Source organism: Streptomyces sp. Xyl84 (genome assembly GCF_059731885.1).
This window is the reverse complement of record NZ_AP029182.1, coordinates 6,247,600-6,261,070: the sequence shown is the minus strand read 5'-3', so window position 1 is coordinate 6,261,070 and position 13,471 is coordinate 6,247,600. Positions and strand designations below refer to the sequence as shown.

Here is a 13,471-nt window from a genome sequence, read left to right as displayed (position 1 = left end):
TCCCCGCGCTCCCGCGCGCGGGGGGCGGCCGCGCGTGCCGGGCGGCCGGGCGGGGGACACTCACTCCAGGCACCGATACGGACCGGGAGGTCGCCATGCCGCCTTGCTCCACCGCGGGCTTCGGCAGGGCCGGGCGCGATCCCGTCCGTCATCCGCTGTTCGCCCGCTGCTACGCCCGCTTCAGCGTGGCCGCGGAGACCCGGCTGGGCATGGCGGGGCTGCGCGAGCGGCTGCTGGCCGGTCTCACGGGACGGGTGATCGAGATCGGCGCGGGCAACGGGCTGAACTTCGCGCACTACCCCGGCGGGGTCGCGGAGGTCGTCGCGATCGAGCCGGAGCGCCTGCTGCGGCACAAGGCCGTGGCGGCGGCCCTGCGCGCGGACGTGCCGGTCGACGTGGTGCCGGGGTGCGCCGAGGCGCTGCCGGTCAAGAGCGAGGCCTTCGACGCGGTGGTGTTCTCGCTGGTGCTGTGCAGCGTGCACGACGTGTCCCGGGCCCTGGCCGAGGCGCGGCGGGTGCTGCGGCCGGGCGGCGAGGTGCGGTTCTTCGAGCACGGCGTGGGCGGCGGCCGGGTGATGGGCCTCGCCCAGCGGGCCCTGGACCGCACGGTGTGGCCGCCGTTGAGCGGCGGCTGCCACCTGTCGCGCGATCCGGTGGCCGCGCTGCGGGCGGCCGGTTTCGTCCTGGGCCCCTACCGTCGGGTGCTGCTGCCGGAGACGGGGCCGGTCCTGCCGAGTTCGTACTGCTCGCTGGGCACGGCCTGGCGCCCGGCCGCGGACGGACGGCGCGACGCGGGCGACGAGCCCGGTCCAGGGTTCCGCTCCGGGGCGGGAAGCGAGCCGGGCGCAGGCCCCTGAGCTGAGTTCAGCCGGTCACGTGCTCCACCGGCGCAGTTCTCGGGCGATCTCGTGCACCGAGGCGTCCCCCCTCTTGACCAGCCGCGCCAGATCACGCACCTGTTCGGGTGAGGGGGAGACCTTCAGTCCGCTGGCGACCAGGTAGGCGTACGCCACCGCGGAGGCGAACAGCGCGTTCGAGCGCTCCAGGGCGGGGACGTGGACGAGGAGTTGGAGCAGTGCGGCGGCGCGCGCCTGCGGGGAGTCGTAGACGGGCACGTCGAAGATCTCGGCGCGGTGGCGCGCCACCGCGGCCACCAGAGCGCCCCAGTCGGTGACCTGGGGGTCTCCGGGTGTCATGCGCTCGGCGAGCATGAGCAGCCAGGCGAGGTCGATGCGGACGTCGCTCAAGGGCTCAGCGACGCCCTTCGCCGTGGTGCGTGACGTCGTCAGCGACGATCGCGCGCTCTTCGCCGGCGACGGTCGCGGGATCCTCGGCCGCGACCGTCGGGTGTTCCTCGTGCGCCGCCTTCGGATGTTCCTCGTCCGCGACGGTCGCACCGTCCTCGGCCGCGTTCGGCGCCGGTCGGCGTACGGACGCTCCGTCGAACTCCTGCGCGAAGACCGCCTCGTAGCTCTTCATGAAGTCGGCGGCGGCCTCCACGAAGGTGCGGCCGGTCTCGCCCGTGTCCTGACGGACCAGTTCCTCGATGTAGCGGTTGACGCTCATGCCGCGGGCGAGGGCGCGTTCGCGGGCGGCGCGGGCCGTGCCCTCGTCCACCCGCACGTTCAGCTGGGTCTTCGCCATGCCTCGACGCTAGCAACGGCAAGGGAGGACGGGAGCGGCAGCGGCGCCCGCAGGACCCGCTCGGCCCTTGGAGGGATACCGGCCGGGCGGTCGGTCACACTACGCTCGACCGGGGAGAGAAAAGTTATGAGTCAGGACATTCCGGACCGACCCACCGCCGAGGAGGCCGCCGTGTCCCCACCCGACGTGGTGCCGGGCCCTGTGCCCGGCGCGGCGGCCCGCGCCCGCGGGCTGACCAAGGCGTACGGCTCGGGCGAGACCTCCGTACTCGCCCTGGACTCGGTGGACGTGGACGTCGCCCGCGGCCGCTTCACCGCGGTCATGGGTCCCTCCGGCTCCGGCAAGTCCACGCTGATGCACTGCCTGGCCGGGCTGGACACCGTGTCGGCCGGGCAGGTCTGGGTCGGTGACACCGAGATCACCGCTCTGAAGGACCGCGAGCTGACCCGGCTGCGGCGGGACCGGATCGGGTTCATGTTCCAGTCGTTCAACCTCATCCCCACGCTCGACGCCCTGGAGAACATCACCCTGCCGATGGACATCGCGGGCCGCAGGCCCGACCCGCGGTGGCTGGACCAGGTCGTCGACACGCTGGGGCTGAGGGACCGGCTCGGGCACCGGCCCGCGCAGCTCTCCGGCGGCCAGCAGCAGCGGGTGGCCTGCGCGCGGGCCCTCGCCTCCCGGCCGGAACTGATCTTCGCGGACGAGCCGACCGGCAACCTCGACTCGCGGGCGGGCCTGGAGGTGCTCGGCTTCCTGCGGGACGCCGTCGACGGACTCGGGCAGACCGTCGTCATGGTGACCCACGACCCGGGCGCCGCCGCCCACTCCGACCTCGTGCTCTACCTCGCGGACGGCCGGATCGTCGACGAGATGCCGCACCCGACGGCCGAGGCGGTGCTGGAGCGCATGCGCCTGTTCGCCGGGGTCGACCGGCGCACGCCCGCCCCCGGTCTGATCGGCGGCCCGCCGGCGGGGGGCGGCCCGCTGCTGCGCGACGGGGACGGCACCGCCGTCGAGGAGGCCTGACCGGCGTGCTCAAGGCGACGCTGCGCAGTTTTCTCGCCCACCGGGGGCGGCTGCTGCTCTCCGCCCTGGCCATCGTGCTGTCCGTGGCCTTCGTCGCGGGCAGCACGATCTTCTCCGACACCGTCTCCCGCACCTTCGACCGGCTCTTCGCCTCCACCGCGGCCGATGTCAGCGTGGCGCCCCGGCAGGAGCTGAGGTCGCCCCTGCACACGGGGGCGCTGCAGACCGTGCCCGCCTCGCTCGCCGGACGGCTGTCCCGCGTGCCGGGCGTCGCGGCCGCCCACGTGGAAGCCTCGGTCGACACCGTGGTCGTCGTCGACAGCCGGAACCGGCCGGTCGGCCCGACCACCGGCGCCCCCACCGTGGCCCGCAACTGGGAGGTCACCGACCACAGCCCGGTGAGACTGACCTCGGGACACGCCCCGCACGGTCCCGGCGAGGCCCTGCTGGACGCGGACACGGCCGCGCACCAGCACGTGCGGACCGGTGACGTGCTGACGGTCCAGGCGCAGCCGGGGACCTTCCGGGTGCGGGTGGTGGGCATCGCCACCTTCACCACCACCAATCCGGGCGCGGCGCTGCTGTACCTCGACACGCCGACCGCGCAGACCCGGCTGCTCGGCTCGACGGCCCGCGCGACCAGCATCTCCGTCGACGCGGCGGCGGGCGTCACGGACGCCGAGCTGCGGGAGCGGATCGTGGCGGCGCTGGGCAGCGGCGGCGGGGCGTACGACGTGAAGACGGCGGCCGAGCACGTCAGGTCGGCCGCCGAAAGCCTCGGCCCCTTCCTGGCGATCGTCAAGTTCGTGATGCTCGGCTTCGCCGGGATCGCGGTCCTCGTCGGTGTCTTCCTGATCGTCAACACCTTCGCCATGCTGATCGCCCAGCGCACCCGCGAGCTGGGCCTGCTGCGCGTCCTGGGCGCCGACCGGCGGCAGGTGCGCCGGTCGGTGCTGACCGAGGCGGTGCTGCTGGGCCTGGCCGGCTCCACGCTGGGCCTGGCGGCCGGCATCGGTCTCGCGGCCGGCCTGATCCGTCTCCTGGGCGTCTTCGGCATGCACCTGCGCACGACCGAGATGGTGGTCGGGTGGACGACGCCCCTGACCGCGTATCTCATCGGGGTCGGCGTGACGTTCGTGGCGGCCTGCCTCCCGGCCCGCCGCGCCGCGGCCGTCTCCCCCATGGCGGCCCTCGCGGACGCCGAGGTCGCCGGTGTGGGGCGGCCCCTGAAGGTCCGCGCGGTGGCGGGGGCGGTGCTCGGCACCGCGGGTGCGGTCGCGCTCGGGGGGTGCGCCGCGGCCGGCCGGACCGCGACCGCCGTCACGCTCCTCGGGTCCGGTGTCGTCCTGACGCTGGTGGCGACCGTGATCGCGGGCCCGCTGCTGGTGCGTCCGCTGATCCGGGTGCTGGGCGGCTGGTTCCCCGCGCTCTTCGGCGCGGTCGGCCGGATGAGCCAGCGCAACGCCCTGCGCAACCCGCGCCGGACCGGCGCCACGGCCGCCGCCCTGATGGTGGGCCTCGCCCTGGTCGGCGGGATGTCCGTGGCCAGCGCCTCCATGACCCGTTCCATCGACCACCAGATCGAACGCACGCTCGGCGCCGACTACATCGTGCAGACCCACACGTTCATGCCCTTCCCGCAGCAGGTCACGCACACCGTCCGGGCCACTCCCGGGGCGGGTCTCGTGGTCCGGCAGCGGCTGGCGGCGATCGCGGTGCGGCTGCCGGACGGCAAGCGGGTCGAGACGGTCGCCTCCGCCTACGACCGTCGGCTGGACGACGTCGCCCACATGACGTACTCGGCGGGGAACACCGCGACGGCGCTGGCCGGCGGGCACCTGGCCATGGACGTGGGCTTCGCGCGCGAGCACGGCGTGCGGCTGGGGACCGCGGTGCCCGCGGAGTTCCAGGGCGGACGCCGGGGCGACCTGACCGTCGGCGCCCTGACCGACCAGGACACGGCGGAGGGGTTCGGTCTCCAGGGCGGCCTGTACCTCGGTATCGGCACCCTCGACCGGTACGCCCCCGGCACGCAGGACGCCGCGCTGTACGTGGACGCGGCCCCGGGCACGAGCCCCGCCCGGCTGCGCGCCCGGCTGGAGAAGGTCCTCGCCCCGTATCCGACCGTGCAGGTGCGTGACCAGGCCGACTACAAGAAGCTGGTGCACGACCAGATCGCGGTGCTGCTCTACCTGGTCTACGCGCTGCTCGGGCTGGCCATCGTGATCGCCGTGCTCGGAGTGGTGAACACGCTGGCGCTGTCGGTGGTGGAGCGGACGCGGGAGATCGGGCTGCTGCGGGCCATCGGGCTGGCGCGGCGGCAGCTGCGGCGCATGATCCGGCTGGAGTCGGTGGTGATCGCGGTGTTCGGCGCGGTCCTCGGGCTGGCGCTCGGACTGGTGTGGGGGGTGTGCACCCAGCGGGTCCTGGCCCTGCAGGGGATGAAGACGCTGGCGATCCCCTGGAGCACGATCGTCGCGGTCGTGATCGGCTCGGCCGTGGTGGGGATCGTCGCGGCCCTGCTGCCGGCCCTGCGGGCGTCCCGGATGAACGTGCTGGCGGCGATCGCGCACGAGTGAGGGGATCGGTGGCCGAGGCGCTGTGAGGGGAGAGACGGCGGGCGGCGGGCGGCGGGCGGCGGGCGGCGGGCGGCGGGCGGCGGGCGGCGGGCGGCGGGCGGCGGGCGGCGGGATGGAACGTCCGCATCATGGAATTCGAACTCGAAGCCCCGGCCTGCGTGGTGGGATCACGCCATGACTGACCTGCGTATTCGGCCCGCGACCCCCGCCGACCTCGACACCGTACTGGCCTTCTGGAGGACGGCGGCGGAGGGCACGAGCATCAGTGACGACCGGGACGGCGTGGCGCGGCTGGTCGCACGCGACCCGGAGGCGCTGCTGCTGGCGGAGGACGCCGGCGAGCTGGTCGGCACCGTGATCGCGGGCTTCGACGGCTGGCGCTGCCACCTGTACCGGCTGGCGGTGCGTCCCGGGCGCCGGCGCCAGGGCATCGGCTCGGCCCTGCTCGCCGCCGCCGAGGAACGTTTCGTACGGCTCGGCGGGCGGCGCGGCGACGCGATGGTGCTCACGCGCAACGAGCGGGCCCACCTCGCCTGGCGGGCGGCGGGTTACGCGCCGGAGGAGCACTGGCGGCGCTGGGTGAAGCCGCTCGCCGACCGGACGGACTGACCGGGAGCCCGGCGCACGGGAGGGTATTTTTGCTCGTCCTTTACCATGGAGGGACACCCGGTCCTTCATGAAAGGTTGTGAGCGTCCGTCCATGGGCGAGCCTCCCAGTAGCCGTACGCACCACCGCGCGATCCCCCGTGTCCTGGCCGACCATGGGAGGGGGGTGACCCGATGACCGAAGTGCTCCTCCTGCTCGTGGCGGTCCTGTTGTCGCTGGCCTGCGGCGCCTTCGTCGCGGCCGAGTTCTCGCTCACCACCGTCGAGCGCGGCGCGCTGGAGCGCGCGGCCGAACGCGGTGAGCGCGGCGCCGCCGGTGCCCTCAAAGCCGTACGGAACCTGACGTTCCAGCTGTCCGGCGCGCAGCTCGGCATCACCGTCACCAACCTGGTCGTCGGCATGCTCGCCGAGCCCTCGATCGCCAAGCTCCTCGCGGGTCCGCTCCAGTCGCTGGGCGTCTCGCGGTCCGTGGCGACCTCCGTTGCCCTGGTCGTGGGCACCGCCCTGTCCACCGTGTTCCTGATGGTGGTGGGTGAGCTGGTGCCCAAGAACTGGGCGATCTCCTCACCGCTGGCCGTGGCCCGGCACGTGGCCACCCCGCAGCGCTGGTTCAGCGGCGCGTTCCGCCCGTTCATCACCCACCTGAACAACACGGCGAACCGCGTGGTGCGCAGGCTCGGGGTGGAGCCCGCCGAGGAGCTGGCCTCCGCGCGCGGGCCCCAGGAACTGGCGGCGCTGGCCCGGCACTCGGCCAAGCAGGGTGCCCTGGAGGCGGACACCGCCGAGCTGTTCGTCCGCACGCTCAACCTGGCCGACCTCACCGCGGAGAACGTGATGACGCCGCGCGTCCAGGTCGTCGCCCTGGAGGCCCAGGCCACCTGCGAGGACGTGGCGAACGCGACCCGGGCGACCGGTCTGTCCCGCTTCCCCGTGTACCGCGGCAGCCTGGACTCGGTGGTGGGCACGGCCCACGTCAAGGACGTCCTGGCGGTGCCCGCCGAGCGCCGTACCCACCTGCGGGTCTCCGAGATCATGCGCGAGCCGATGCTCGTCCCCGAGTCGCTGACCGTCGACCGGCTCCTGGACCGGCTGTCCGGCAGGCGGACGATGGCGGTCGTCATCGACGAGTACGGCGGCACGGCCGGGGTGGCGACCCTGGAGGACATCGTCGAGGAGGTCGTCGGCGAGGTGCGCGACGAGCACGATCCGCACGAGACACCCGACCTCGCCCCGGCCGGGGCGGACGACGAGGGCCGCTCCCTGTACTCCGCCGACGGCTCCGCCCGGGTCGACCAGCTGGCCCGTGTGGGCTGGCGGGTGCCCGACGGGCCCTACGAGACCCTGGCGGGCCTGGTCGCCGCGGAACTGGGCCGGATACCGGAGACGGGCGACGTCCTGGACGTGGCGGGCTGGCGGCTGGACGTGGTGGACGCGAGCGGGCGCCGCGCGGCCCGTGTGCTGCTGCACGCCCCGCTCGACGGCGGCCGTCACGACGCCGCCGCGGTGCGCGACGGGCACGCGGGCAAGCACCTGAGCGACGGGAAGAGGGCCGGCCGGTGACCGCCGTACAGATTCTGATCGGTCTGGCGACCCTGGTCGTCAACGCCTTCTTCGTGGGCGCCGAGTTCGCGCTGATCTCGGTGCGCCGCAGCCAGGTCGAGCCGTACGCCGAGGAGGGCGACCGGCGCGCCCGGAGCGTGCTGTGGGGCCTGGAGCACGTGTCGGCGCTGCTCGCGGCGGCACAGCTCGGTATCACCCTGTGCACGCTGGTCCTCGGTGTGGTCGCCGAACCCGCGATAGCGCACCTGCTGGAGCCGGTGTTCCACGCGGTCGGTGTGCCGTCCGGGGCGGGCCACGCGGTGTCGTTCGTGATCGCGCTGGCGCTGGCGACCTATCTGCACATGCTCCTCGGCGAGATGGTGCCCAAGAACGTGGCGCTCGCGGAGCCGGTGCGCAGCGCGCTCCTGCTCGGCCCGCCGCTGGTCGCGCTGTCCCGCGCGCTGCGTCCGGTGATCTTCACGGTGAACACGTTCGCCAACGTCCTGCTCAAGCTGTTGCGGGTGGAGGCCAAGAACGAGGTCTCGGCCACCTTCACGGACACGGAACTGGCCGAGATCGTCAAGGACGCCAGCGAGGCCGGTCTCATCGACGACCGGGCGCAGGAGCGGCTCCACGACGCGCTGGAGCTGGGCAGCCGGCCGGTGCGCGACGTCGTGCTCCCCCTGGAGCAGGTGGTCTACGCCCGTCTCGGGGTGACCCCGGAGCAGTTGGAGCGGCTGTCGGCCGAGTCCGGCTTCTCGCGCTTCCCCGTGGTCGACGATCAGCGCCGGATCATCGGGTACCTGCATGTGAAGGACGCGCTGGACGCCTCGCCGCGCACCGAGCCCTTCCGTCCGCGTGACATGCGCCCGATCGCCCGGGTCAGGGAGAGCACCCCGCTGGACGACGTGCTGACCGCGATGCGCGGCAGCCGTACGCACCTCGCGGCGGTGCTGGGCACCGACGGGCGGCTGGCCGGGCTGGTGACGATGGAGGACGTGCTGCGGGAACTGTTCGGGCAGCGCGTCTGAGGCGGAGGGCCCCACCGGCCCGGCCGAGGCGGTGGGGCCCGGCGGGCGGCCCGGGAGCCGGAGACCCGGGCGGCGGGCCCGGCAGGTCGGCCCAAGCGGCGGCCCGGACTGGGGTCCCAGCCGGTGGGACCGACCGCTTGGTATGCGGGTGTGGCGGCGGGTTACCATCGCTCACGCCATGCAGACGAACGCCACGAACCCCCCGTACTCCAGCCTGGTCGCGGTCGGCGACTCCTTCACCGAGGGCATGTCGGACCTGCTGCCCGACGGCTCCTACCGGGGCTGGGCCGACCTGCTGGCGGCCCGGATGGCCGAGCGCAGTCCCGGCTTCCGGTACGCCAACCTCGCCGTGCGGGGCAAGCTCATCGGGCAGATCGTCGACGAGCAGGTCGAGGCGGCGGCTGCCATGCGGGCCGACGTGGTCACCCTGGTCGGCGGGCTGAACGACACCCTGCGGCCCAAGTGCGACATGGGCCGGGTGCGCGGGCTGCTGACGCAGGCGGTGGAGCGGCTGGCCCCGTCGTGCCGGCAGCTCGTGCTGATGCGCAGCCCGGGCCGCCAGGGCCCCGTCCTGGAGCGGTTCCGGCCCCGCATGGAGGAGCTGTACGCCTGCGTCGACGAGCTGGCCGAGCGGCACGGCGCGGTCGTCGTCGACCTGTACGGGGCCCCGTCGCTCGCCGACCCGCGCCTGTGGGGCGTGGACCGGCTGCACCTGACCGACGAGGGCCATCGCCGGGTCGCGGAGGCGGTGTGGCAGGCGCTCGGCCACGAGCCGGAGGACCCCGAGTGGCGCACGCCGCTGCCGGCGACCCTGCCGCCCGGCTGGCTGACCCGCCGGGCCGCGGACGCCCGTTTCGCCCGGGAGCACCTGCTCCCCTGGATAGGCAGGCGGCTGACCGGCCGCTCCTCCGGTGACGGGCGCCCGGCCAAGCGCCCCGAGCTGCTGCCCTACCCGGGCCCGGACGCGGCCGGCGCCCGGCGCACCGGCTCCTCGGGTTCCCGGCCCTCGTAGGTTCGGACGAAGGCCCCGGTGGCGCTGGCCTGCACGATTCGCCAGTAGAATCCGTACACGTGACTTCCGCTCCCGCCAAGCCCCGCATCCCCAACGTCCTCGCCGGACGCTACGCCTCCGCCCAGCTCGCCACGCTGTGGTCGCCCGAGCAGAAGGTGAGGCTGGAGCGGCAGCTCTGGCTCGCCGTGCTGCGCGCCCAGAAGGATCTCGGGATCGAGGTCCCGGACGCGGCCATCGCCGACTACGAGCGCGTTCTGGACCAGGTCGACCTGGCTTCCGTCGCCGAGCGCGAGAAGGTCACGCGGCACGACGTGAAGGCACGGATCGAGGAGTTCAACGACCTCGCCGGGCACGAGCACGTGCACAAGGGCATGACCTCGCGCGACCTCACGGAGAACGTGGAGCAGCTGCAGATCCGGCTCTCGCTGGAGCTGGTGCGCGACCGCACGGTGGCCGTCCTGGCCCGCCTGGGCAAGCTGGCCGCGGAGTACGGGGAGCTGGTCATGGCCGGCCGCTCCCACAACGTCGCCGCGCAGGCCACCACCCTGGGCAAGCGGTTCGCCACCGCGGCCGACGAGTTGCTGGTGGCGTACGGGCGGGTCGAGGAACTGCTGGGCCGCTATCCGCTGCGCGGCATCAAGGGCCCGGTCGGCACCGCGCAGGACATGCTGGACCTGCTCGGCGGCGACGCCGCGAAGCTGGCGGAGCTGGAGCGGCGGATCGCCGCCCACCTGGGCTTCGGCCAGGCCTTCACCTCGGTCGGCCAGGTCTACCCGCGCTCCCTCGACTACGAGGTCGTCACCGCGCTGGTGCAGCTCGCGGCGGCCCCGTCGTCGCTGGCCAAGACGATCCGGCTGATGGCCGGGCACGAACTGGTCACCGAGGGCTTCAAGCCCGGCCAGGTCGGCTCCTCGGCGATGCCGCACAAGATGAACACCCGTTCTTGCGAACGTGTCAACGGCCTCATGGTGATCCTGCGCGGCTACGCCTCGATGACCGGCGAGCTGGCGGGCGACCAGTGGAACGAGGGTGACGTCTCCTGCTCGGTGGTGCGCCGGGTCGCGCTGCCGGACGCGTTCTTCGCGCTGGACGGACTGCTGGAGACCTTCCTGACGGTGCTCGACGAGTTCGGTGCCTTCCCCGCGGTGATCGCCCGCGAGCTGGACCGCTACCTGCCGTTCCTCGCCACCACCAAGGTGCTGATGGGCGCGGTGCGGGCGGGTGTCGGCCGTGAGGTCGCCCACGAGGCCATCAAGGAGAACGCCGTGGCCACCGCGCTCGCCATGCGCGAACAGGGCGCCGAGCGCAACGATCTGCTCGACAAGCTGGCCGCCGACGAGCGCCTCCCGCTCGACCGCGCGCAGCTGGACGAGCTGATGGCCGACAAGCTGTCCTTCACGGGCGCCGCCGCCGACCAGGTCGGCGCGGTCGTCGGCCGTATCGAGGCGATCGTCAAGGAGCACCCGGAGGCCGCCGCCTACGCCCCGGGGGCGATCCTCTGACCCGCTTCACCCAGGCGCAGCTCGAGGCCGCCCGCGACCGTCTCGTACCGGACGTGGTCGCGGACGGTCTCAGCGTGCTGTTCTGCGGCATCAACCCCGGTCTGACGACCGCCGTGACGGGCCACCACTTCGCCCGCCCCGGCAACCGGTTCTGGCCGGTGCTGCACCGCTCCGGGTTCACCCCGAGGCTGCTGAAGCCCGCCGAACAGGACGAACTGCTGTCGTACGGGCTGGGGATCACCAACGTGGTGGCCCGGCCCACGGCTCGGGCCGACGAGCTGACGGCGGAGGAGTACCGCGAGGGCGGGCGGCTGCTGGCGCTCAAGGTGGCACGGCTGCGGCCCCGGTGGCTGGCCGTGGTCGGTGTCACCGCGTACCGGGCGGCCTTCGGCGAACGCCGGGCGCAGGTCGGTCCGCAGGAGCGGACGATCGGCTCCTCCCGGGTGTGGGTGCTGCCCAATCCGAGCGGTCTGAACGCGCACTGGACGGCGGAGACCATGGCCGTGGAGTTCGCCCGGCTGCGGGCGGCGGCGGAGGCCGCGTGACGGAGCGCGGCCGTCGCGGGGGGCGTGGTGGCCGTGGCCGTTCCGCTGGTCGCCGTCCTCGTGGTGGTCCCGGGGGACACGGCACTCATGCCGGTCATGGCGGGTCGGTGGCCGTGACGACCGCCAGGAGCTGGAAGGGCAGCTCCTTGTCCCACTGGGAGACGCCGAGGGCTATCCACCGGCCGCTCTCGGACGCCCGCCACACCTGGACGTCGGGCACGTGCCCGCTGAGCGAGGCCCACGGCTCCGCCGTCTCCTCGCCGCGCGTGGCCCGTTCGAACACGCTGTACAGGCTGAACGCCTGCGGGCTCCCCCACCGCTCGGTCAACCGCTCCCCCAGCCCGTCGCGGTCGCACGCGAACTGATCCGCCGTCTCCTCCCACCGGCCGCCGTCGTCCTCCCAGAAGTCGTCGCTCGTCTCCAACTCGGCCATCAGGTAACCCGGTCCCGCCGTGCCGACGTCCGTCCTGACGGACTCGGCGGGGAACGCCTCGGCGCACAGCCGGTCGATCACAGCGAGAGCCTTCGCGATGTCCATGCGTTCCAGTAAAGCGGCCGCCACTGACAATTGGCGGTGCGTCAGGCGGGGGTCCGCCGGATGCGGCGGGAGTACTGCGCCCGGGCGGAGCGCCTGACGGCGATCCGGGCCCCGGGCGCTGCCCGGGACCGGGCCGGCCGGGCCGGCCGCCCCCGTGCGGGCACCGCCCCCGCCGTACCGGTACTCGCTGCCCCGGCCCGCGCCGAGTACGATCCGCCCAACACGCGCACGAGCTGGGAGGACGGACGTTGGGGCGGCTGACCGGCGGGGATCCCTCGCTGCTGCGAAGGATCAATTCCGCGGTGGTGCTGCACGCGCTGCGTGCCGCGGACTGCGCGACGCTCACGGAGATCACCCGGCTGACCGGCCTGTCCCGGCCGACGGTCGAGGGCGTCGTCGAGGACCTCATGGAAGCGGGCCTCGTCGCCGAGAAGGCCGCCGAGGAGGGCGCGGCCCGGCGGCAGGGACGGCCCGCGCGGCGCTACCGGTTCCGGGCCGAGGCCGGGCACCTGCTCGGCCTGGAGATCGGTGCCCACCGCGTCGCGGCGCTCCTGTCCGACCTCGACGGCCGGGTGCTCGGCGCCCAGGCCAAGGAGGTGGGCGAGGCCGCCGACGCGGACGAACGCCTGGAGCGGCTGCGCACCGCGGTCGCCGAACTGCTGCGCAGGGCCGGGGTTCCGCGCAGTTCGCTGCGGGCCGTCGGGGTCGGAACCCCGGGGATCGTCGAGGCGGGCGGTGTCGTACGGCTGGGCACCGCGCTGCCCGGCTGGACGGGCCTGAACCTGGGCGAACGGCTCGGCCGTTCCTTCCGGTGCCCGGTGCTGGTGGAGAACGACGCCAACGCCGCGGCGCTCGCCGAGCACTGGAAGGGCGCCGCCACCGCCTCGAACGACGTGGTGTTCGTGCTGGCGGGACTGAGCCCCGGCGCCGGTTCGCTGATCGGCGGCCGGCTGCACCGGGGGTTCGGCGGGGCCGCCGGTGAGATCGGCGCACTGCACCTGCTGGGACGGGACGTCACGCCCGAGACGCTCCTGTCCACCACGGACCAGCCGCTGCACCCCCTGGACGAGCAGGCGGTGGCGGGCGTCTTCGCCCTGGCCCGGGAAGGTGACCAGCGGGCCCTCGCGGCCATGGACCGCTTCATCCAGCGGCTCGTGCACGACGTGGCGGCACTGGTGCTGGCCCTGGACCCGGAACTGGTGGTCGTCGGCGGCTGGGCGGCGGGCCTGGACGGCGTACTGGAACCGCTGCGGCGTGAACTGGCCCGCTACTGCCTGCGGACACCGCAGGTGACCCTGTCGGTGCTCGGCGAGGCCGCCGTGACGACGGGCGCCCTGCGACTGGCCCTGGACCACGTCGAGGAGGAGCTCTTCGCCGTGGAGAGCACGATGACGAACCGCCGCTGAGCCCTGGGTCCTGTCGTCACATTCCCGTCGTCCGCCCGGA

General features: G+C 73.9%; 12 protein-coding genes and 1 pseudogene. 10 read left to right on the top strand and 3 right to left on the bottom strand.

Annotated elements, in window-relative coordinates:
- Positions 1-95: 95 nt before the first annotated feature.
- On the top strand, positions 96-857 hold the full coding sequence (locus AC6I72_RS27235; protein WP_498003770.1) for a class I SAM-dependent methyltransferase: 762 nt from the start codon (positions 96-98) through the stop codon (positions 855-857).
- Between the two features lie 15 nt (positions 858-872).
- On the opposite strand, the gene AC6I72_RS27230 is transcribed toward AC6I72_RS27235, so the two are convergent.
- Both AC6I72_RS27230 and AC6I72_RS27225 read right to left on the bottom strand, forming a co-directional pair.
- The gene (locus AC6I72_RS27230; protein ID WP_498003769.1) at positions 873-1,247 is read right to left on the bottom strand and encodes a fic family toxin-antitoxin system, toxin component; all 375 of its coding nucleotides are present in this window, start codon (positions 1,245-1,247) and stop codon (positions 873-875) included.
- A gap of 187 nt (positions 1,248-1,434) precedes the next feature.
- Positions 1,435-1,644, bottom strand: a pseudogene (locus tag AC6I72_RS27225) (toxin-antitoxin system HicB family antitoxin); the annotation flags it as partial.
- A gap of 126 nt (positions 1,645-1,770) precedes the next feature.
- Here AC6I72_RS27225 and AC6I72_RS27220 point away from each other — a divergent pair.
- The 8 genes from AC6I72_RS27220 (at position 1,771) to mug (ending at position 11,487) form a co-directional block, all read left to right on the top strand.
- Positions 1,771-2,673 carry an ABC transporter ATP-binding protein gene (locus tag AC6I72_RS27220; protein WP_498003767.1) on the top strand — a complete coding sequence of 301 codons (903 nt, stop codon included), beginning with the start codon at positions 1,771-1,773 and terminating at the stop codon, positions 2,671-2,673.
- 5 nt (positions 2,674-2,678) lie between these two features.
- Positions 2,679-5,252: an ABC transporter permease gene (locus tag AC6I72_RS27215; protein ID WP_498003766.1), complete on the top strand. Its 2,574-nt coding sequence runs from the start codon at positions 2,679-2,681 to the stop codon at positions 5,250-5,252.
- A gap of 174 nt (positions 5,253-5,426) precedes the next feature.
- Positions 5,427-5,861 (top strand): GNAT family N-acetyltransferase, encoded by a 435-nt coding sequence (locus tag AC6I72_RS27210; protein ID WP_498003765.1) that lies wholly within the window; start codon positions 5,427-5,429, stop codon positions 5,859-5,861.
- 171 nt (positions 5,862-6,032) lie between these two features.
- Positions 6,033-7,418, top strand: coding sequence for a hemolysin family protein (locus AC6I72_RS27205; protein WP_498003764.1), 1,386 nt, complete (start codon positions 6,033-6,035; stop codon positions 7,416-7,418).
- Positions 7,415-8,428, top strand: coding sequence for a hemolysin family protein (locus AC6I72_RS27200; RefSeq protein WP_498003763.1), 1,014 nt, complete (start codon positions 7,415-7,417; stop codon positions 8,426-8,428). Before AC6I72_RS27205 ends, AC6I72_RS27200 begins: the two co-directional genes overlap by 4 nt.
- A 178-nt stretch (positions 8,429-8,606) precedes the next feature.
- Complete coding sequence (locus tag AC6I72_RS27195) at positions 8,607-9,440, top strand: SGNH/GDSL hydrolase family protein (protein WP_498003762.1); 834 nt, start codon at positions 8,607-8,609, stop codon at positions 9,438-9,440.
- A 59-nt stretch (positions 9,441-9,499) separates the two neighbouring features.
- Complete coding sequence (gene purB / locus AC6I72_RS27190; RefSeq protein ID WP_498003761.1) at positions 9,500-10,942, top strand: adenylosuccinate lyase; 1,443 nt, start codon at positions 9,500-9,502, stop codon at positions 10,940-10,942.
- Entirely contained in the window at positions 10,939-11,487 is a 549-nt protein-coding gene (gene mug, locus AC6I72_RS27185; RefSeq protein WP_498004830.1) for a G/U mismatch-specific DNA glycosylase, read from the top strand. Before purB ends, mug begins: the two co-directional genes overlap by 4 nt.
- A 94-nt stretch (positions 11,488-11,581) precedes the next feature.
- Here mug and AC6I72_RS27180 read toward each other — a convergent pair whose 3' ends face one another.
- A complete protein-coding gene (locus AC6I72_RS27180) occupies positions 11,582-12,025 on the bottom strand; it encodes a hypothetical protein (RefSeq protein ID WP_498003760.1) in 444 nt (147 codons plus the stop codon).
- A gap of 248 nt (positions 12,026-12,273) precedes the next feature.
- Between AC6I72_RS27180 and AC6I72_RS27175 the strand changes: the two genes are divergently transcribed.
- Positions 12,274-13,431 carry an ROK family transcriptional regulator gene (locus AC6I72_RS27175; protein WP_498003759.1) on the top strand — a complete coding sequence of 386 codons (1,158 nt, stop codon included), beginning with the start codon at positions 12,274-12,276 and terminating at the stop codon, positions 13,429-13,431.
- The last annotated feature ends 40 nt before the right edge of the window (positions 13,432-13,471 follow it).

Coding starts and splice junctions, on each gene's coding strand:
- AC6I72_RS27235 (WP_498003770.1), top strand. CDS start 96: ATGCCGCCTTGCTCCACCGCGGGCTTCGGCAGGGCCGGGCGCGATCCC.
- AC6I72_RS27220 (WP_498003767.1), top strand. CDS start 1,771: ATGAGTCAGGACATTCCGGACCGACCCACCGCCGAGGAGGCCGCCGTG.
- AC6I72_RS27210 (WP_498003765.1), top strand. CDS start 5,427: ATGACTGACCTGCGTATTCGGCCCGCGACCCCCGCCGACCTCGACACC.
- AC6I72_RS27205 (WP_498003764.1), top strand. CDS start 6,033: ATGACCGAAGTGCTCCTCCTGCTCGTGGCGGTCCTGTTGTCGCTGGCC.
- AC6I72_RS27195 (WP_498003762.1), top strand. CDS start 8,607: ATGCAGACGAACGCCACGAACCCCCCGTACTCCAGCCTGGTCGCGGTC.
- AC6I72_RS27180 (WP_498003760.1), bottom strand. CDS start 12,025: ATGGACATCGCGAAGGCTCTCGCTGTGATCGACCGGCTGTGCGCCGAG.